Genomic DNA, 19,143 nt, shown 5'->3' with positions numbered 1-19,143 from the left:
GTCTCCAACGATCCTATGTGCGATGGAGATCCACAGCAGATGCCCGACACTCTTCCCCCCGCTTCCCAGAAGGCCGCGCCGTCCGACCATTTCTCGGTGACGACCGGCCCGCTGCCGTCGTCCAGCAAGGTCCATGTGGCCGGGGAGCGCTTCCCCGACCTGCGCGTGGCGATGCGCGACATCCATGTCGGCGGCGGCGAGCCGCCGGTGCGCGTCTACGACACCTCCGGCCCCTACAGCGACCCCGCCGTGCAGACCGACATCCGCCGCGGCTTGGCCGAACTGCGCCGCTCCTGGATCGAGGCCCGCGGCGACGTCGAGGCCTATGAGGGCCGCGAGGTCCGTCCGGAGGACGACGGGCTGCGCGTCGGCGAGACGCGCGCCGTGCCCGTCTTCGACCGCGCCGGGCGCCGTCCGCTGCGCGGCAAGCCGGGCCGGGCGGTCACGCAGATGGCCTACGCCCGCGCCGGCATCGTCACGCCGGAGATGGAGTACATCGCCGTCCGCGAAAATCTGGGCCGCCAGCGGCTGGCCGAGGCGGCGGCGCGGGATGGTGACGACTTCGGCGCCTCCATCCCCGACCATGTGACCCCGGAGTTCGTCCGCGACGAGGTGGCGCGCGGGCGGGCGATCATCCCGTCCAACATCAACCACCCCGAATCGGAGCCGATGATCATCGGCCGCAACTTCCTCACCAAGATCAACGCGAACATCGGCAACTCCGCCGTCGCGTCCTCGGTGGGGGAGGAGGTCGACAAGATGGTCTGGTCGATCCGCTGGGGCGCCGACACCGTGATGGACCTGTCCACCGGCCGCAACATCCACACCACCCGCGAATGGATCCTGCGCAACAGCCCGGTCCCCATCGGCACCGTGCCGATCTACCAGGCGCTGGAGAAGGTCGGCGGCAAGGCCGAGGACCTGACCTGGGAGATCTTCCGCGACACGCTGATCGAGCAGGCGGAGCAGGGGGTGGACTATTTCACCATCCACGCCGGCATCCGTCTGGCGCACATCCCGCTGACCGCCAAGCGCACCACGGGCATCGTGTCGCGCGGCGGCTCGATCATGGCGAAATGGTGCCTGTCCCACCACCGCGAGAGCTTCCTCTACGAGCGGTTCGAGGAGATCTGCGAGATCATGAAGGCGTACGACGTCGCCTTCTCGCTGGGTGACGGTTTGCGCCCCGGCTCCATCGCCGACGCCAACGACGCCGCCCAGTTCGCCGAGCTGGAGACGCTGGGCGAACTGACCAAGATCGCCTGGAAGCACGACGTGCAGGTGATGATCGAGGGGCCGGGCCATGTGCCCATGCACAAGATCAAGGCCAACGTCGACAAGCAGCTGGCGCTCTGCGGCGAGGCGCCCTTCTACACGCTCGGGCCGCTGACCACCGACATCGCGCCGGGCTACGATCACATCACCAGCGCCATCGGCGCCGCCATGATCGGCTGGTTCGGCACGGCGATGCTCTGCTACGTCACGCCGAAGGAGCATCTGGGGCTGCCGGACCGCGACGACGTCAAGGTGGGCGTGGTCACCTACAAGATCGCCGCCCACGCCGCCGACCTCGCCAAGGGCCATCCCGGCGCCCAGGAACGCGACGACGCCCTGTCGCGCGCCCGCTTCGAGTTCCGCTGGCGCGACCAGTTCCATCTGTCGCTGGACCCCGAGACGGCAGAGCGCTTCCACGACCAGACCCTTCCGGCGGAGGGGGCGAAGGTCGCGCATTTCTGTTCGATGTGCGGGCCGAAGTTCTGCTCGATGAAGATTACGCAGGAGGTGCGGGACTACGCCAACTCCGGCATGGCCGAGATGTCGGAGAGCTTCCGCGCCAAGGGCGGGGAGATTTATTTGGAGGAGGGGCAGGCGGCGGACTGACCCACGAATCGAAAAGGGGACGCCCTCGCGGGCGCCCCCTCGCTTCGGCTCCTTCCCCAAGCGGGGGGAAAGGGGAAAAGAGCGTCAGGACGTTGCCGTCACGCTCCGGCCGCTGCGCGCGTCCAGCGATTCGGCGGCCATGCGGTTGCGCATCGGGCGCAGGACGAACAGCGCCAGCACGGCGGCCAGCGCGTTGACCGCGGCGGCCAGCAGGAAGACCGCGTGCCAGCTTCCCGTCGCGTCGGCGATGATGTTGGCGAAGGGGATCAGCAGCGCCGCCGTGCCCTTGGCGGTGTAGAGCAGCCCGGCGTTGCTCGCCGCGAACTTCGACCCGAAGGTGTCGGCGCAGCAGGCGGGGAACAGGCTGTAGATCTCGCCCCAGGCGAAGAAGACCAGACCGGTCAGCAGCACGAAGGCCACCGGGTCGCGGCCGTAGAGGCTGAGCGCGACGATGCCCACCGCCTCGATGGCGAAGGCGATGAACATGGTGTTTTCGCGCCCGATGTGGTCGGACACCCAACCGAAGAAGGGGCGGGTCAGCCCGTTCAGCACCCGGTCGATGGACAGGGCGAAGGTCAGGGCGGGCAGGGTCAGGCCGAGGATGCTGACCGGCGCGTGGGCCAGCCCGAAGTCCTGGGCAATCGGGCCGAGCTGGGCCGTCGCCATCAGCCCGCCGCCGGCCACCATCACGAACATGGCGTACATGACCCAGAAGACCGGGGTGCGGACCATCTGGCTCGGCGTGTATTGCCGCTGCGCGGGCGAGGCGGCGAAGCCGCCGCGGGCGGGGGGAGCGGAGGGCGGGGCGACCAGCAGCCAGGCGAGCGCGAAGACCACCAGCCCCTGACCCAGCCCGAAGGCCATGAAGGTCGCCTCGTAGCCCGAGGTCTCGATCATCGTGGCGATGGGCACCACCGTCAGGGCGGAGCCGGCTCCGAAGCCCGCCGCGGTGATGCCGGCGGCCAGACCGCGCCGATCGGGGAACCATTTCAGCGCGTTGCCCACGCAGGTGCCGTAGACGGCGCCCGCCCCGATGCCGCCGATGGCCGCCGCGACGTAGAGCACGAGCAGCGAATCCGCCACCGCGTTCAACGCCCAGGAGGCGGCGCAGAGCACCGAGCCGAACAGCACGACGATCCGCGGGCCGAAGCGGTCGACGAACCAGCCCTCGACGGGCACCAGCCATGTTTCGGTGACGATGAAGATGGTGAAGGCCACCTGGATGGCCGCACGGCCCCAGCCGTGCTTGTCGTCGATGGGTTCGACGAAGAGGGTCCACCCGTATTGGAGATTGGCGATCATCGACATGCAGATGACGCCGGCAAGCAACTGCATCCAACGCCCGCCGACAGGCAGGGCGCTTTGCGCACCGGTTTGGCGCATATGGTTCCTCCCGGATGGGTCCGCTATCTCGTTCTTGTCCTGGCGCGCGCGGGGTGCGTTCGGTGCCCGACCGCTTCGCTTTATCCTTCGAACGGGGCGGCCCGGTTGGATGCCTGTGGCATGCCAGACGCCATATTCGTGATGCCTTGACGGTGAGTGTGGCGGATAATCCGTGGAGTCATCAACAAATTTTCGTGAGCGGGCGCCGCTCTGGCCGTAAGTGATATATCAAATCGGCCGGCGGCGCCCCACCGCTTACACGACCAGAACCGCACGGAAGTCGTTGACATTGGTCAGGGTCGGCCCGGTCACCAGCAGGTCGTCGAGCGCGCTGAAGAAGCTGTAGCCGTCGTTGTCGGCCAGCCGTTCCTTGGCGTTGACGCCAGCCTCGGCGGCGCGGGCCAGCGTGTCGGGGGAGAGCAGGGCGCCGGCGTTGTCCTCCGTCCCGTCGATTCCATCGGTGTCGGCGGCCAGGGCGTGCACGCCCTTCATTCCGTCCAGCGCCACGGTCAGCGCCAGCAGAAACTCGGCGTTGCGCCCGCCGCGGCCCTTGCCGCGCACGGTCACCGTGGTCTCACCGCCGGACAGCAGGACGCAGGGCTTGGCCGCCGGCTGGTCGTGCTCGACGATCTGGCGGGCGATGCCGGCATGGACCAGCGCCACCTCGCGCGACTCGCCCTCCAGGGCGTTGCCGAGGATGACCGGGGTGACGCCGGCCTTGCGGGCGACCTCCGCCGCGCGCTCCAGCGCCATCTGCGGGGTGGCGACGAGGATCGTGCTGACGCGCTCCAGCCGCGGGTCGCCGGGCTTCGGGCTTTCGTCGCGCCCGGCCAGCAGATGGTCCATGACCGGCTGCGGCGGGGTGATGCCGTACTTCTCCAGCACGGCCAGCGCGTCGGCGTAGCTGGTCGGGTCGGGGACGGTGGGGCCGGAGGCGATCACCGACAGGTCATCGCCCGGCACGTCGGAGATGACCAGCGAGACCACCCGCGCCTTGGTCGCCGCGGCCAGCCGCCCGCCCTTGATGGCGGACAGGTGCTTGCGCACGCAGTTCATCTCGGTGATGTTCGCGCCGGAGCGGAGCAGCGCCTTGGACACCGCCTGCTTGTCGGCCATGCTGATGCCCGGCGCCGGCAGGGCGAGCAGGGCGGAGCCGCCGCCGGAGATCAGGCAAAGCATCAGGTCGTCGGGGCCGAGCGAGGCGGCGATGTCGAGGATGCGCTTCGCCGCCTGCTGGCCGGCCTCGTCGGGGACGGGGTGCGACGCCTCGACCACCTCGATCCGCTCGCAGGGCACGTTGTGGCCGTAGCGGGTGACGACCAGACCGGACAGCGGACCCTTCCAGTGATCCTCCACCGCCTTCGCCATGGAGGCCGCGGCCTTGCCGGCACCGACGACGACCGTGCGGCCCTTCGGCGGTTCCGGAAGATGCGGCGGCACGCACAGCGCCGGCTGCGCCGAAGCGACGGCGGCGCGGAACATGTCGGTCAGGAGCGCGCGGGGATCGGTGGTCGTCATGGTTCGGTTCTGTCCCTTCCCTGAGCCGCGCCGTTCGTCGGCGCCGGTCCTCATGTGCTGGGAATGCTAACGAATTTGGCGCAGGGGGCAATGGGGAGTGCTTTCACCCCTCTCACATCATGAGAGAGGGGGGCCGCAAAGCGGGCGGGTGAGGATGGCCCGAGGATCAGTCCCGTATTCTTGGCGGCACCCTCACCCTCCCATGCGGCGCATGGGCCCCTCCCTCTCCCGGGGCGGGAGAGGGAGAAAGAAACAGCCTCACTCCGCGGGTTCGGTCACGCGGTGGTTCTGGCCGATCTCGTGGTTGGCGAGCAGCTCCAGCGCGCGGACCATGCCCGAGTGGTCCCACGCCTTGCCGCCCTGGGCGGCGCAGGCGTTGAACAGCTCCTGGCAGGTCGCCGTGTTGGGCAGCGACACGCCAAGCGCCCGGGCGCCGGACAGGGCCAAGTTCAGGTCCTTCTGGTGCAGCTCGATGCGGAAGCCCGGATCGAAGGTGCGCTTCACCATGCGCTCGCCATGCACCTCCAGGATGCGCGAGGAGGCGAAGCCGCCCATCAGGGCCTGACGGACCTTCGCCGGGTCGGCGCCGGCCTTGGACGCGAACAGCAGGGCCTCGCCCACCGCCTCGATGGTCAGGGCGACGACGATCTGGTTGGCGACCTTCGTCGTCTGGCCGTCGCCGTTGCCGCCGACCAGCGTGATGTTCTTGCCCATCGTCTCGAACAGCGGCTTCACCGTCTCGAAGGCCTTGTCCGGACCGCCGACCATGATGGTCAGCGAGGCGGCCTTGGCGCCGACCTCACCGCCGGACACCGGGGCGTCGAGGTAGTCGCAGCCCAGCTCGTTGATGCGCTGGGCGAAGGCCTTCGTCTCGATCGGGGAGATCGAGGACATGTCCACGACGATCTTGCCGGCGGACAGACCCTCGGCGACGCCGTTCGGGCCGAACAGGGCGGCCTGCACATGGGGGGTGTCGGGGACCATCGTGAAGACGATGTCGGCCTTCTGCGCCACCTCGCGGCTGGAACCGCAGGCCGTGACGCCCTTGGCGAGCAGGTCTTCCGGAGCCGGGTTGATGTCGTAGACGAACAGGGTGTGGCCGGCGTCGGCCAGATGACCGGCCATGGGGCGGCCCATGATGCCGAGACCGATGAATCCAACGTTCATGGCTGTGTCCTCAAATCTTCTGTGTTCGGGCGGTCGAAATGGGGTGGGCGATCAGGTGGCGGCCATTAGGCGGCTGCCCTCAGGCGGCAACGGTCTCGCCGGGGGTGGCGGCGCGCATCCAGCCCAGCCCTTCGCTGGTCCCCTTGGCCGGCTTGTACTCGCAGCCGACCCAGCCGTCGTAGCCGATCCGGTCGAGCGCCGCGAAGACGAAGGGGTAGTTGATCTCGCCGGTGCCCGGCTCGTTGCGGCCCGGATTGTCGGCGATCTGGACATGCGCGATCTTCGGCAGCAGGCGCTGTATGGTCGGGACGAGATCGCCCTCCATGATCTGCATGTGATAGACGTCGTACTGGATGAAGAGGTTGTCGGAGCCGACGGCCTCCAGAATCCGTTCCGCCTGCGCGGTGTTGGTCAGGTAGAAGCCCGGAATGTCGCGGGTGTTGATCGGCTCGATCAGGAAACGGATGCCGGCCTGCTTCAGCGCCTTGGCGGCGAAGGACAGGTTCTCGACGAAGGTGCGCTCCAGCGCGTCCGCCGCCACGCCCGCCGGGGCCTTGCCGGCGAGGCAGTTTATCTGCTTGCAGCCCAGCGCCGTGGCGTATTCGATGGCGCGGCCCACCCCGTCCTGGAACTCGCCGACGCGGTCCGGCAGGACGGCGATGCCGCGCTCGCCCGCGTCCCAGTCGCCCGCCGGCAGGTTGTGCAGGACCTGGGTCAGCCGGTTGGCGGCCAGCCGCTCGACCAGCGCGTCCTTCTCGAAGGCGTAGGGGAACAGATACTCGACGCCGGTGAAGCCGTCCTTCGCCGCCGCGGCGAAGCGGTCGAGGAAGGGCAGCTCGTTGTAGAGCATCGTCAGGTTGGCGGCGAACTTGGGCATGTCTCTCTCCCGGATGTTCGTTTCGGGCCGGATGTTCGTTACAGGCTTGGCCGGTTGGCGGTCAGGATCGAAGGGTGACGGTGGGGGCGTCAACGCGGGGATGACGCTTTTTCACCCTGCGGAACTGTGGATCTGGCGGAGCCGCTTGCCCCCACCCTGACCCTCCCCCGCTTCGCAGGGGAGGGGATTTGGGCGCGCGGCGTGCCGATCAGACCCGCACCAGCTCCGGTTCGTCCGCGGGCACGTCCAGCACGTCCTCGAACTCGGTGATGTTGTTGATCTCCGTGCCCATGGCGATGTTGGTGACGCGCTCCAGAATGACCTCGACCACCACCGGGACCTGGAACTCGTCCATCCACTGCTGCGCTTGCGCGAAGGCGGATTGCAGGTTGTCCGGGTCGGTGACGCGGATGGCCTTGCAGCCCAGGCCCTCGGCCACCGCGATGTGATCCACGCCGTAGACGCCGATCTCCGGGGCGTTGATGTTCTCGAAGGAGAGCTGGACCTGGAAGTCCATCTGGAAGGCGCGCTGCGCCTGCCGGATCAGCCCGAGGTAGCTGTTGTTCACCAGAACGTGGATGTAGGGCAGCTTGAACTGGGCGCCCACCGCCAGCTCCTCGATCAGGAACTGGAAGTCGTAGTCACCGGACAGCGCGACGATCTTGCGCTTCGGATCGGCCACCCGCACGCCGAGCGCCGCCGGCAGGGTCCAGCCGAGCGGGCCGGCCTGACCGCAATTGATCCAATGGCGCGGCTTGTAGACGTGCAGGAACTGTGCGCCGGCAATCTGCGACAGGCCGATGGTCGAGACGTAGCAGACGTCCTCGCCGAAGGCTCTGTTCATCTCCTGATAGACGCGCTGCGGCTTGATCGGCACGTTGGCGAAGTCGGACCGGCGCAGCATGGAGCGCTTGCGGACTTGGCAGGTCTTCACCCACTCCGACCAGTCGCGCAGCTTGCCGGCGGCCTTCCACTCCTTCGCCACCTCGATGAAGAGGTCGAGCGCCGCCCCGGCGTCGGACACGATGCCCAGGTCCGGCGCGAAGACGCGTCCGATCTGGGTCGGCTCGATGTCCACATGCACGAACTTGCGGCCCTTGGTGTAGACGTCGACCGAGCCGGTGTGGCGGTTGGCCCAGCGGTTGCCGATGCCCAGCACGAAGTCCGACGCCAGCATGGCGGCGTTGCCGTAGCGGTGGGCGGTCTGCAAACCGACCATGCCGGCCATCAGCGGGTGATCGTCCGGAATGGCGCCCCAGGCCATCAGGGTCGGGATGACCGGCAGGCCGGCGATCTCGGCGAACGCGACCAGACGGTCGCTGGCGTCGGCGTTGATGATGCCGCCGCCGGCCACCAGCAGCGGACGCTCCGCCGCGTTCAGCATGGCCAGAGCCTTCTCCACCTGGGCGCGGGTCGCCGCCGGCTTGTAGGTGGGCAGCGGCTCGTAGGCGTCGGGATCGAACTCGATCTCGGCCATCTGCACGTCGATCGGCAGGTCGAGCAGCACCGGGCCGGGACGGCCGGAGCGCATCAGATGGAAGGCTTGCTGGAAGGCGTAGGGGACCTGCCCCGGCTCCAGCACGGTGACCGCCCACTTGGCGACCGGCTTGGCGATGGACGGGATGTCCACGGCCTGGAAATCCTCCTTGTGCAGGCGGGCGCGCGGCGCCTGGCCGGTGATGCACAGGATCGGAATGGAGTCGGCGGAGGCCGAATAGAGGCCCGTGATCATGTCGGTGCCGGCGGGGCCGGAGGTGCCGATGCACACGCCGATGTTGCCGGCCTTGGCGCGCGTGTAGCCTTCGGCCATATGCGACGCGCCCTCGACATGGCGCGCAAGAACGTGGCCGATGCGGCCGTTGCGTTGCAGCGCCGCGTAGAACGGATTGATGGCCGCTCCGGGGACGCCAAAGCAAACGGACACGCCTTCCTTTTCCAGGACATGCACCGCCGCTTCAATCGCCATCATCCTAGCCATGGCTTGGTCTCCTCCCTCGCGTAACGGGTCGCTGTTGCGTTGGATTGAGCTTTCATCAGCAGGGCGGCTATTGGCAAAATGTTGGCGAATCCTTTCCGCGTGATGGAAATCGCGCCGAACGGGGCAGTCCTTCACGGTGCTTCGGACAATTATGCTGCACTTGCACAGTCCCGATGGCGCTGTCATCGTGAGCGGATGATGGCGATCCCGAGTCCCCGCCTCCTGGCGATCACGGACCGGCGGCAGGCGGCGCAGCCCCTGCCGGATCTGGCGGCGCGCCTGTTCGCCGGCGGGCTGCGCTGGCTGTCGCTGCGCGAGAAGGATCTGGACGAGTCGCGGCAGGTCGCCCTGGCCCACGCGCTGGTGGAGCGGGCGCGGCCCTGGGGAGCCGTGGTCACGCTGCACGGCGATCCGGATCTGGCGCTGGCCGCGGGGACGGACGGGGTGCATCTGCCGGAAGGAGCCGATGTAGCGGCGGCGCGGCGGCGGCTTGGTCCCGGCGCGCTGGTCGGGCTCTCGACCCACGACGCGGAGGGGATTCGGCGGGCCGCGGCGGGCGGGGCGGACTACGTCACTCTGTCGCCCGTCTTTCCATCGCCGAGTAAGCCAGGCTACGGCCCGCCGATCGGAACGGAGGCGCTGAGACGCTTGGCCGCGGAGTCCCCGCTGCCCATCATTGCGCTTGGCGGCGTGGAGTCGGGCACTATCGGAGACTGTCTGGCCGCGGGAGCCGCCGGAGTGGCGGTCATGGGCACGGCGATGCGGACACCGGACCGCCTGCCCGAATTGCTCAAGGCCTTGAAAGGTGGACAACCGTAAGGACGAGCGGCGGGCGGAGCCACCCTATCTTTATCGTAATCCTGGACTTTTCAGCCCGAAATGTGCATCTGGTATCTCATATACGAAAACGATGCGATGCCTTTCGCACGACCGGGCCGGCGCACAGTGGGGTGTTTCCGGACGGCCAGCATTGAGGAACGGTGCCGACCATGAACCCTCCGCCGATCAACGTCCAGCCGCTCGACACCGGAACGACCTTCCGCAGCCAAGCGTACCATGCGTTGAAGCAAGCCATCTCGCAAATGGACATCTACGACCATAACGACGAGATCCGGCTTGAGGAGCGGCAGCTCAGCGAGTTGCTGGGCGTCAGCCGGACGCCGATCCGCGAGGCGCTGACCCTGCTGGAGCAGGAGGGGTTCATCCGCCTCCAGCCGCGCCGGGGCATCTTCGTCATCCGCAAGACCAAGGCCGAGATCGTCGAGATGATCCAGGTCTGGGCGGCGCTGGAGAGCATGGCCGGACGGATGGTCGCGACGCAGGCCACCGACGAGGACATCCGCACCCTGTGGGACCTGTTCCGCAACTTCGAGATGCGGAACCCCAAGGAGCATGTCAACGAATACTCCGACGCCAACATCGCCTTCCACAAGAGCATCATCCGGCTCAGCGGGTCCAAGCTGATCCAGGAGATGACCGACAACCTGTTCATCCACATCCGCGCGATCCGCAAGCTGACCATCGGTCAGGACAACCGGGCGGAGCGGTCGATCAACGACCACAAGGAAATCATCAAGGCCCTGGAACGCCGCGACGTCGATCAGGCCGAACACCTGATCCGCGACCACACTCTGGGTCTGGCGGCGCACGTCGAGAAGCATTGCGACTTCCTGGAGTAAGGGGCGATTTCCTGGAGTGAGGGTGCCCCGCCCCCGGTGAGGGGGAGGGGCACGGACACGGGCGTCAGACCGGCTCGTGGAGCTTCGCGGTCGTCACGCTGTTCAGACCGTTCGCGGTGATCGTGACCACGCGCAGGCTGTTGGTGGTGCCGGGCGTTCCGAAGGGGACGCCCGCCGTCACGATCAGGGACTGGCCGGGGGCGCCGATGCCCTCCTGAGCGGCGACGAGGCTCGCCCGCTCGACCATCTCCGCGAAATTCGCCACGTCGGCGGTCCAGACCGGGTGCACGCCCCAGGCCAGCGACAGCAGGCGGGCAGTCCCGCGTTCGGCGCTGAGGCCGAGGATCGGCACGGTCGGCCGCTCGCGCGAGGCGCGCCGCGCGGTGGAGCCGGTGCTGGTGAAGGTGGCGATGCCGGCGGCCGAGATGGTCTCGGCGATCTGGCGCGCCGCGGCGGACAGGGCGTCCGGGGTGGTCGCCTCCGGGCTCGGATGCTCGGAGTCCATGATGCGGCGGTAGAGGGGATCGCGCTCCACCCGGCGGATGATGCGGTCCATCATCGCCACCGCCTCGACCGGGTGCTTGCCAGACGCGGATTCCGCCGACAGCATCACGGCGTCCGACCCGTCATAGACGGCGGTCGCCACGTCCGACGCCTCGGCGCGCGTCGGCGTCGGCTCGGTGATCATGGATTCCAGCATCTGCGTGGCGACGATCACCGGCTTGCCGGCGGCGCGGCTCAGGCGGATCATCCGCTTCTGCAGGCCGGGCACGTCCTCCGGCGGCAGTTCCACGCCGAGGTCGCCGCGGGCCACCATCACCGCGTCCGACAGGGCGATGATCTCCTCCAACCGGGGCAGGGCGGCGGGCTTCTCCACCTTGGTCATGATGTGGGCGCGGTCGCCGATCAGGGCGCGCGCCTCCAGGATATCCTCGGGCCGCTGCACGAAGCTGAGGCCGATCCAGTCCACGCCCAGCGTCAGGCCGAACTGCAGGTCGCTGCGGTCCTTCTCCGACAGGGCGCTGAGGGCCAGCGTGGTGCCGGGGACGTTCATGCCCTTGCGGTCGGACAGCGTGCCGCCGACCATGACCTCGGTCTCGGCGTGGTCGGGGCCGCAGCTCAGCACGCGCAGGCGCATGCGCCCGTCGTTCAGCAGAAGCTCGTGGCCCGGCTCCAGGCTGGCGAAGATCTCCGGATGCGGGACGCAGACGCGGCTGCGGTCGCCGGGGGTCGGGTCGAGGTCGAGGCGGAAGCGGTCGCCGCCGGCCAGGATCACCGCCACCTCCTTGAAGGTGCCGACGCGCAGCTTCGGACCCTGAAGATCGAGAAGCACGCCGATGGGGCGCCCGACCGTTTCCTCGACCGCGCGGATCTGGCGGTAGCGTTCGGCGTGGTCGCGCTGCGTGCCGTGGCTGGCGTTCAGGCGGAAGACATCCACGCCGGCCTCGGCGAGGGCGAAGATCTGGCTGTAGGTCGAGCTGGCCGGCCCCAGAGTGGCGACGATCTTGGTGCTGCGGTTGCGCTGCATGGCGCGGGCCTCCTGAGAGGGCGATGACTTGACAATGACTGGGTGGTGCTTGGGGTGATGCTGCGACCGGGGCAGGGCGGGGGTCAAACCGCCGCTATGGCTTTTCCACATAGCGGGAAGTCACACGGTTGGTTTGACCGGGGGTAAGCCCTGGGCCGACACTGGACGCCCGCGATCAGCCAGGACGATGCCATGAACACGCCTGTCGAGCCGCTTTCCGCCGCCAGCCTGATCCTTCTGCGCGACAGCGTGGACGGGCTGGAGGTCTTCATGATCCAGCGCCACCGCGACCTTCGCTTCGCGCCCGGCGCCACGGTGTTTCCCGGCGGGCGGCTGGACGCGGAGGACAGTGAGCTGCCCTGGCGGGAATTGTCCCTGCCGCTGACTGACGACATGCCGCAGCGGATGGCCGCGATCCGCGAGGCGTTCGAGGAATGCGGCCTCCTGCTGGCCGGCGGCACGGTGGACGCCGTCCTTCTCGACGGGCTGCGCAGCGCGTCGGGCGGGACCTTCCTGGACCGGCTGCTGGCCGCGGGGCTGGAGCCGGACGTGGCGGCGCTGGTGCCCTTCGCCCGTTGGGTCACGCCGGAGAGCGTGTGGCGGCGCTACGACACCCTGTTCTTCCTCGCCAAGGCGCCGCCGCGCCAGACCGCCGTGGTCGATGGGGTGGAGGCGGTCGCCGGATTCTGGGGCACGCCGTGGGCCATCCTGGCCGAGGCGGAGGCGGAGCGGCTGTCGCTGGTCTTCGCCACCCGCATGACCCTGCTGCGTCTGGCCGGCTGCCGCACGGTCCGGCACGCGATGGAGGAGGCCGCGCGCTTCCACCCCCTGACGGCCATTGTGCCCCGTCCCGCCGACACCCCTGAGGGGCCGGTGCTGCGCATCCCGGACGGGCTCGGCTATCCCCTGACCCAGGTCCCCCTGGAGCAGGCGCGGCTGGGCTGATCGCCTGAGACCGCCGCGCATTTCCAACCAGAATTTCCGAGCAACAATTCGCCTAAAATTCCGCTATGCGGAATTTCCCGTGCCTTTTTTCGCCGCCGAAGCGTTATCGTCGCAAATGCGACTATTTGTGCATTGCACTCAGTTCGTAAAGTGGCAATATGAAGAAATAAGATATCGGTTTGACCGGAGAAATTTTCCGTTCATGTCCACAGGGTGCCTGAACACCACGCCGACGCGAGGATAGGTCCATGCTCCACCAGTCCATCATCCAAGGCTCCACCGACACCAGCGGCGCCATCGCCGTCGGTGCCGCCGTGGTTGCCGGGCACCCGGCGCTGCCGGCGGCCAATGGACAGGCAGCCGGTGGACAGCGGTGGGTCTACGCCTTCGGCGGTGGCGGTGCGGAGGGGCACGGCGGCATGCTGGCGGAGCTGGGCGGCAAGGGCGCCGGGCTGGCCGAGATGGCGCGGCTGGGCGTGCCGGTGCCGCCGGGCTTCACCATTGTGGCGGAGGCCAGCCGCCGGCACCGCGCCGGGCAGGGCGGCTTTCCCGCCGGACTGACGGCCCAGGTGGAGGAGGCGCTGACCCGGCTGGAAGCCGTGGCGGGCGCCCGCTTCGGTGGGTCGGAGAACCCGCTGCTGGTGTCCGTGCGGTCGGGCGCGCGGGCCTCGATGCCCGGCATGATGGACACGATCCTGAATCTCGGCCTGACCGACGCGACGGTGATGGGGCTGGCCGCGCGCAGCGGCGACGCCCGCTTCGCCTACGACTGCTACCGCCGGCTGATCCAGACCTACGGCACGGTGGTGCAGGGGGTTGGCGCCCACGTCTTCGACGCGGCGCTGGAGGCCTACAAGGAAATGCGCGGGCTGACCCGCGACGCCGACCTGGGCGCCGCCGACTGGCGCGCCGTGGCCGCCTCCTACCGCGCGGTGATCGAGCGCGAAGCAGGGGAGCCCTTCCCGCAGGACGCGCGGACCCAGCTCTTCGCCGCCATCGCGGCCATCTTCCGCTCCTGGAGCAACGCCCGCGCCGTGGCCTTCCGGGCGGTGCACGGCATTCCCGACGACTGGGGCACCGCGGCGACCGTGCAGGCGATGGTGTTCGGCAACCGCGGCAGCGCCTCCGGCACCGGCGTCGCCCACAGCCGCGATCCCTCCACCGGCGAGGCCGTGCTGTGCGGCGAGTTCCTGGCCGACGCCCAGGGGGAGGACATCGTGTCCGGCCTGCGCACCCCGGGGCCGCTGACCGGCGCCGACGCGTCCCTTGAGGCGGTCGCCCCCGAGGCATTCGCCGAGCTGGGCCGCATCGCCGACCGTCTGGAGCGCCATTTCGGCGACATGCAAGAGATCGAATTCACCGTTCAGCAGGGGCGCCTGTTCATCCTCCAGTCGCGCGCCGGCAAGCGGACGCCGGAGGCGGGAGTGCGCATCGCCACGGAAATGGCGCAGGCCGGCATCATCTCGCGGGCCGAGGCGGTGCAGCGCGCCGACCTGCCGGCGTTGGCGGACAGCCTGCGCCCCATTCCAGATCCGGACGCGCCCCGCGAGGTGATCGCCCGTGGCCTGCCGGCCTCCTCCGGTGCTGCCACGGGTGCCGCGGTCTTCACGTCGGACGAGGCGGTCCGGCTGGCGGCGGAGGGCGTGGCGGTGGTGCTGTGCCGTCCGGAAACCTCTCCCCACGACGTGCACGGCATGCAGGTGGCTTGCGCGGTGGTGACCGCCCGTGGCGGGGCGACCAGCCATGCCGCCACCGTCGCCCGTGCCATGGGGCTGCCCTGCGTCACCGGAGCGCGCATGCTGCGCGTCGATCCGGCGGCTGGCGTGATGACCGTGGGCGATCTGACCGTCCGGGCGGGTGAGATCATCACCGTGGACGGCGGGGCGGGGCATGTGATCCTGGGCAGCGTGCCGATGATCCGCCCCGAGCCGCCGGAAGCCGTGGCCCTGCTGCTGCGCTGGGCCGAGGGGGCTGACGAGGGCGTTGGCGCGTGATGGTTTGAAGCCATGAAAGAGGCCCGTCGTCCGAGGGGACGACGGGCCTTTTCGCTTCCGGGTCGCGGTCAGTGCGCGTAGAGCGGGGTATCCTGCGCCGGGGGCTGGGCGTGGGCGACCATCTCAGTGAGCTGGAGCTTGGTGAAGTCGCGGGCGCTGACGACGCCGACCAGCGTGGCGCCGTCGAGCACCGGCAGATGGCGGATGTGGTGGCGGTCCATCAGCTCCAGAGCGTGGACGAGGCTGTCGTCGGGCGAGCAGGTCTGCGGCGCGCGTGACATCAGCATGAAGACCGGCGTCTTCAGGACGGACGCGCCGCGCTCCAGCAGCGCATAGACCACGTCGCGCTCCGACAGCATGCCGGCTACGGCGTTGCCCTCGGTCCGGCAGACGTCCTTGACCACCAGGGCGCTGATGTTCTCCGACCGCATCAGCCGGATCGCCTCCTCGATGGTTTCGCCGGAACGGACGGTGACGACGCGGGATTCCTTGGTCCGAAGAATGTCGGCGACTTTCATGGCGAGCCCTCCACCAGACAGCGGGTTGCGTAAGCGCGCCCTGCACGGAGACCCCCGCGGGGGACCGGAGCTTGACCGGTGGAACCGCGTCGGGCCGGTCGAAGGCCGTCGGCGGCACCTGGACATCGGGCAGTGGCAGGCGATGGATATTTGGTATACCAGATGCCACGGCACGTCAATGGCTAATGTAGCAAACAATCAGCGAAATCGCATTTTCCGTGCGACGCGTTTGCTGAACCGCGCAGCCACAGTCTCGGCGTTCATCCGCCTCCTATGGCGTTTGTCAGGGTGCCCACAACGATAGCTGGCATGCCAAATACATAAAGAAGCTGACGGTGGGGGTGCGATGCTTGCCATGGTGCTGCTGATGGTCGCGGCGTTCGCGTCGGGCGTTCTCAACGCGGTCGCCGGGGGCGGGGCCTTCATCACCTTTCCGGCGCTGCTGTTCGCCGGGGTGCCGCCGGTCAGCGCCAACGTGTCGAGCACCGTCGCCCTGTTCCCCGGCCAGATGGCCAGCGCCTGGGCCTACCGCAACGAGATCCGTGGCGTGACGGAGGTCAGCGTCACCGCCTTCTCGGTGGTCAGCCTCGTCGGCGGGGTGGTCGGGGCGATTCTTCTGCTGACCACGCCGGACCGCGCCTTCGCTGGGCTGGTGCCCTGGCTTCTCCTGTTCGCGACGGCGGTCTTCGCGGTCGGCAGCTTCATGCCGGCGCTGGCCGCCCGGCTGCGGCTGAGCGGTCGCTCCGTTCTGGTCGTGCAGTTCGTCATCGCCATCTACGGCGGCTATTTCGGTGGTGGAATCGGCTTCCTGATGCTGGCGGCGCTGACCCTGTTCGGCCTGCGCGACATCCACGCCATGAACGGTCTGCGCATCCTGCTGGCCGCGCTGATGAACGGCGCGGCGGTGGCAGCCTTCTGCCTGTCCGACGCGGTGTCCTGGCCGGAAACCGCCGTCATGGCGGTGTCGGCCATCGCCGGCGGCTATGCCGGCGCCCACGCGGCGAAGCGGGTCAGCCGCGACGTGATGAAATGGGTGGTGGTGTCGATCGGCGTGGGGCTGACCCTGTACTTCTTCATCAGGGGCGCCGGAGCCTGAAGGCGCCCCACGCCGGCGCCGGTCAGGGCTGGCCGGGGACGGTGCCGGAGATGGTGATCGGGCGCAGCCCCTTGGCGTAGCTTTTCCACCGCTGCTGGTAGACGGCGGCGGGGGCGCGCATGCGCTCCACATCCTCGTCCGACAGCGTCCGCACCACCTTGCCCGGCGCGCCGAGCACCAGCGAGCGGTCGGGGATCTCCTTGCCCTCCGCGATGAAGGCGTGGGCGCCGATCAGGCAGTCGCGGCCGATGCGTGCGCCGTTGAGGACGGTGGCGCCGATGCCGATCAGGCTGCCGTCCCCGACGGTGCAGCCGTGCACCATCGCCAGATGGCCGATGGTCACGTTCTTCCCGATGAGCAGCGGGAAGCCGGGATCGACGTGGAGGACGGCGTTGTCCTGGACGTTGCTGCCGGCGCCGATGTGGATGCGCTCCTCCTCGGCGCGCATGACCGCGCCCCACCAGACGGACACGTCCTCCTCCAGCAGGATGTCGCCGACGACGGTGGCGCTGGGGGCCACCCAGCAGTTGGGCGGCAGTTGCGGGACCTTGTCGTTGAAGGCGTAGATCACCCGTTCCTCCATGTTTTATCGTCGAGCGATCCTAACGCAGATCGCTACGGCGGGGTGCGGTTGCTGCACTGCGCTATACCCATAAGAAAATTACGTGATAGGATGGGGCGCCTGGTTCCCGACCCGTGTGAGGACTCCCATGCCGCTCTACTCCTACCGCTGCACCGCTTGCGACCACGACTTCGAAGCGCTGGTGCGCTCGTCGGACACGCCCGTCTGCGCCTCCTGCGGATCGGCGGCGCTGGAGCGGAAGGTGGCGCGCATCGCGCCGGACACCAAGGCCGACAAGTTCCTCAAGACCGCCCGCGGCGCCGCTGCCGCAGAGGGCCATTTCAGCAACTACAGCAAGGCGGAACGCTCGCGCATTTAGCGCGGCGCTCACGTCCCGTCCGGTATCCCGTATTTCCGCAGCTTGTTCGCGATCATCGTGTGCGAGGTGTGGAGGCGGGCGGCCAGCTTGCGGCTGGACGGGTAGCGCGGGTAGAGGCGGCGCAGCAGGCCGCGCTCGAACGCCGCCTCCGCCTCGTCCCAACTCGACGGTTCGGCGGCCTCGCCGCCGGTTTCGGCGCCCATGCGCGCTCCGGCCAGTTCCAGGTCGGCGGCGTCGAGATAGGCGCCGTCGCTCATCGTCACGGCGCGGAAGATGACGTTCTCCAACTGGCGGACGTTGCCCGGCCAGGGGTTGGCGAGCAGGGCGGCGCTGGCCGCCACGGTCAGCCGGCAGGGCGGGCGGCGGGCCTGGGCGCAGGCGCGGGCGATGAAGTGCCGGGCGAGCAGGAGGATGTCGTCGCCGCGCTCGCGCAGCGCCGGGACTTGGAGCGACAGCACGTTCAGCCGGTAGAACAGGTCCTCGCGGAAGCTGTGCTCGGCGACCATGGCGTCGAGGTCGCGGTGGGTGGCGCTGACCACGCGCACGTCCACCGTCTGCTCGCGGTCGCCGCCGACGCGGCGGAAGCGCCCGTCGTTCAGGAAGCGCAGCAGCTTGGCCTGGAGGTAGGGCGACATCTCCCCGATCTCGTCGAGGAAGACGGTGCCGCCGTGGGCCAGTTCCAAAAGGCCGGGCTTGCCGCCGCGCTGCGCCCCGGTGAAGGAGCCGGGGGCGTAGCCGAACAACTCGCTCTCCGCCAGACTCTCCGGAACGGCGGCGCAGTTCAGCGCCAGGAAGGGCTTGTCGCGGCGCGGGCTGGCGCGGTGGCAGGCGTGGGCGATCAACTCCTTGCCGGTGCCCGTCTCGCCCAGGATCAGCAGCGGCGCGTCCACCGCCGCGACCCGCGCCGCCCGCGCCTTCAGCGAGCGGACCGGGGCGGACTCGCCGAGGATACGGTCGAAGCCGCCCTCGTCGAAATTCTGCAGCGCGTTCAGACGCTCGCCCAGCCGGCTCGGCGCGAACAGGGTGACCACCCCGCCGGCGGAGCGCCCGTCCTCCACGATGGGCGTGGCGTCCAGCAGAAAGGGCTGGCCGTTCAGCGTGACCTCCTGCCCGGCAGCGAGGCGGAATCCGTTGTCCACCAGCAGGTCGGACAGCTCGGCGTCGCCGAACAGCCGCCCGAAGTCGGCGCCGGTCAGGGCGGCCTCGCTGCGCCCGGCGACCGTCGCGGCGGCGGCGTTCGCCACCACGATGCGGCAGGCGCGGTCCACCGCCAGAACCGGGTCGGGCAGTGCGGCCAGCAGGGCGTCCAGATGCAGCCGTCGCCGCGTGCCGGGCAGGATGTCGATGGGGGTGACGGACTCCACTCCCGGCACGGCGCGCAGCGCGGCGTCGAGCGCGCCGAAACCCGGCACGTCCAGCTCCGGCGCGTCGATGTGGATGTGCGGCGGGTCCACTTCCACCGCCACGACGTTCAGGCGCCGCTTGGCGAGAACGGCCAGGATCTCGTGGGCGATGCCGACCCGGTCGGCAAACAGGACGTCGATGCGCATGGCTCTCCCCGGTGGAGGGATGAGTGTACCACGATGGTCGCGTCCGTAAACATCCGTGTACACCGTAACGCTTTTTGTACGGTGATGA

The 19,143-nt window shown here is 69.1% G+C and carries 16 protein-coding genes; 7 read left to right on the top strand and 9 right to left on the bottom strand.

Annotation, left to right across the window (positions count from 1 at the left end; translation table 11 throughout):
• Positions 1–39: 39 nt before the first annotated feature.
• A complete protein-coding gene (gene thiC, locus ABAZ39_RS07405) occupies positions 40–1,881 on the top strand; it encodes a phosphomethylpyrimidine synthase ThiC (protein ID WP_051657863.1) in 1,842 nt (613 codons plus the stop codon).
• An 84-nt stretch (positions 1,882–1,965) separates the two neighbouring features.
• Here the strand turns inward: thiC and oxlT are convergent, their stop codons facing one another.
• From oxlT to gcl, 5 genes are all read right to left on the bottom strand, one after another.
• The gene (gene oxlT / locus ABAZ39_RS07400) at positions 1,966–3,264 is read right to left on the bottom strand and encodes an oxalate/formate MFS antiporter (RefSeq protein ID WP_038528110.1); all 1,299 of its coding nucleotides are present in this window, start codon (positions 3,262–3,264) and stop codon (positions 1,966–1,968) included.
• A gap of 255 nt (positions 3,265–3,519) precedes the next feature.
• Positions 3,520–4,782 (bottom strand): glycerate kinase type-2 family protein, encoded by a 1,263-nt coding sequence (locus tag ABAZ39_RS07395; protein WP_038528107.1) that lies wholly within the window; start codon positions 4,780–4,782, stop codon positions 3,520–3,522.
• Between the two features lie 258 nt (positions 4,783–5,040).
• A complete protein-coding gene (gene glxR / locus ABAZ39_RS07390; RefSeq protein ID WP_038528104.1) occupies positions 5,041–5,949 on the bottom strand; it encodes a 2-hydroxy-3-oxopropionate reductase in 909 nt (302 codons plus the stop codon).
• Between the two features lie 79 nt (positions 5,950–6,028).
• Positions 6,029–6,826, bottom strand: a complete 798-nt coding sequence (hyi, locus tag ABAZ39_RS07385; protein ID WP_038528102.1) for a hydroxypyruvate isomerase — start codon at positions 6,824–6,826, stop codon at positions 6,029–6,031.
• Between the two features lie 208 nt (positions 6,827–7,034).
• On the bottom strand, positions 7,035–8,804 hold the full coding sequence (gene gcl, locus ABAZ39_RS07380; RefSeq protein WP_038528099.1) for a glyoxylate carboligase: 1,770 nt from the start codon (positions 8,802–8,804) through the stop codon (positions 7,035–7,037).
• A 198-nt stretch (positions 8,805–9,002) separates the two neighbouring features.
• Here gcl and ABAZ39_RS07375 point away from each other — a divergent pair, with 198 nt between their 5' ends.
• The gene (locus ABAZ39_RS07375) at positions 9,003–9,623 is read left to right on the top strand and encodes a thiamine phosphate synthase (RefSeq protein WP_051658082.1); all 621 of its coding nucleotides are present in this window, start codon (positions 9,003–9,005) and stop codon (positions 9,621–9,623) included.
• Positions 9,624–9,793: 170 nt separating this feature from the next.
• Positions 9,794–10,483, top strand: coding sequence for a GntR family transcriptional regulator (locus ABAZ39_RS07370; RefSeq protein ID WP_014240292.1), 690 nt, complete (start codon positions 9,794–9,796; stop codon positions 10,481–10,483).
• A gap of 64 nt (positions 10,484–10,547) precedes the next feature.
• Here ABAZ39_RS07370 and pyk read toward each other — a convergent pair whose 3' ends face one another.
• Positions 10,548–12,011 carry a pyruvate kinase gene (gene pyk / locus ABAZ39_RS07365; protein WP_038528090.1) on the bottom strand — a complete coding sequence of 488 codons (1,464 nt, stop codon included), beginning with the start codon at positions 12,009–12,011 and terminating at the stop codon, positions 10,548–10,550.
• 192 nt (positions 12,012–12,203) lie between these two features.
• Between pyk and ABAZ39_RS07360 the strand changes: the two genes are divergently transcribed.
• Both ABAZ39_RS07360 and ABAZ39_RS07355 read left to right on the top strand, forming a co-directional pair.
• Positions 12,204–12,956 (top strand): NUDIX hydrolase, encoded by a 753-nt coding sequence (locus ABAZ39_RS07360; protein ID WP_038528088.1) that lies wholly within the window; start codon positions 12,204–12,206, stop codon positions 12,954–12,956.
• Positions 12,957–13,204: 248 nt separating this feature from the next.
• Entirely contained in the window at positions 13,205–14,950 is a 1,746-nt protein-coding gene (locus ABAZ39_RS07355) for a PEP/pyruvate-binding domain-containing protein (RefSeq protein WP_038528085.1), read from the top strand.
• A 68-nt stretch (positions 14,951–15,018) separates the two neighbouring features.
• Here ABAZ39_RS07355 and ABAZ39_RS07350 read toward each other — a convergent pair whose 3' ends face one another.
• On the bottom strand, positions 15,019–15,468 hold the full coding sequence (locus ABAZ39_RS07350) for a CBS domain-containing protein (RefSeq protein ID WP_038528081.1): 450 nt from the start codon (positions 15,466–15,468) through the stop codon (positions 15,019–15,021).
• Between the two features lie 346 nt (positions 15,469–15,814).
• Here ABAZ39_RS07350 and ABAZ39_RS07345 point away from each other — a divergent pair, with 346 nt between their 5' ends.
• The gene (locus tag ABAZ39_RS07345; RefSeq protein ID WP_014240297.1) at positions 15,815–16,564 is read left to right on the top strand and encodes a sulfite exporter TauE/SafE family protein; all 750 of its coding nucleotides are present in this window, start codon (positions 15,815–15,817) and stop codon (positions 16,562–16,564) included.
• A 22-nt stretch (positions 16,565–16,586) separates the two neighbouring features.
• Here the strand turns inward: ABAZ39_RS07345 and ABAZ39_RS07340 are convergent, their stop codons facing one another.
• On the bottom strand, positions 16,587–17,147 hold the full coding sequence (locus ABAZ39_RS07340) for a gamma carbonic anhydrase family protein (RefSeq protein WP_038528078.1): 561 nt from the start codon (positions 17,145–17,147) through the stop codon (positions 16,587–16,589).
• A 127-nt stretch (positions 17,148–17,274) separates the two neighbouring features.
• Between ABAZ39_RS07340 and ABAZ39_RS07335 the strand changes: the two genes are divergently transcribed.
• A complete protein-coding gene (locus tag ABAZ39_RS07335; RefSeq protein WP_038528075.1) occupies positions 17,275–17,505 on the top strand; it encodes an FmdB family zinc ribbon protein in 231 nt (76 codons plus the stop codon).
• A gap of 8 nt (positions 17,506–17,513) precedes the next feature.
• On the opposite strand, the gene ABAZ39_RS07330 is transcribed toward ABAZ39_RS07335, so the two are convergent.
• Positions 17,514–19,055 carry a sigma-54-dependent transcriptional regulator gene (locus ABAZ39_RS07330; RefSeq protein ID WP_038528073.1) on the bottom strand — a complete coding sequence of 514 codons (1,542 nt, stop codon included), beginning with the start codon at positions 19,053–19,055 and terminating at the stop codon, positions 17,514–17,516.
• Positions 19,056–19,143 lie beyond the last annotated feature (88 nt).

It is taken from the genome of Azospirillum argentinense (genome assembly GCF_000632475.1).
Classification (GTDB): Bacteria; Pseudomonadota; Alphaproteobacteria; order Azospirillales; family Azospirillaceae; genus Azospirillum; species Azospirillum baldaniorum.
Note: the sequence above shows the minus strand (reverse complement) of the source record. Positions and strands in the feature narration are given on the sequence as shown.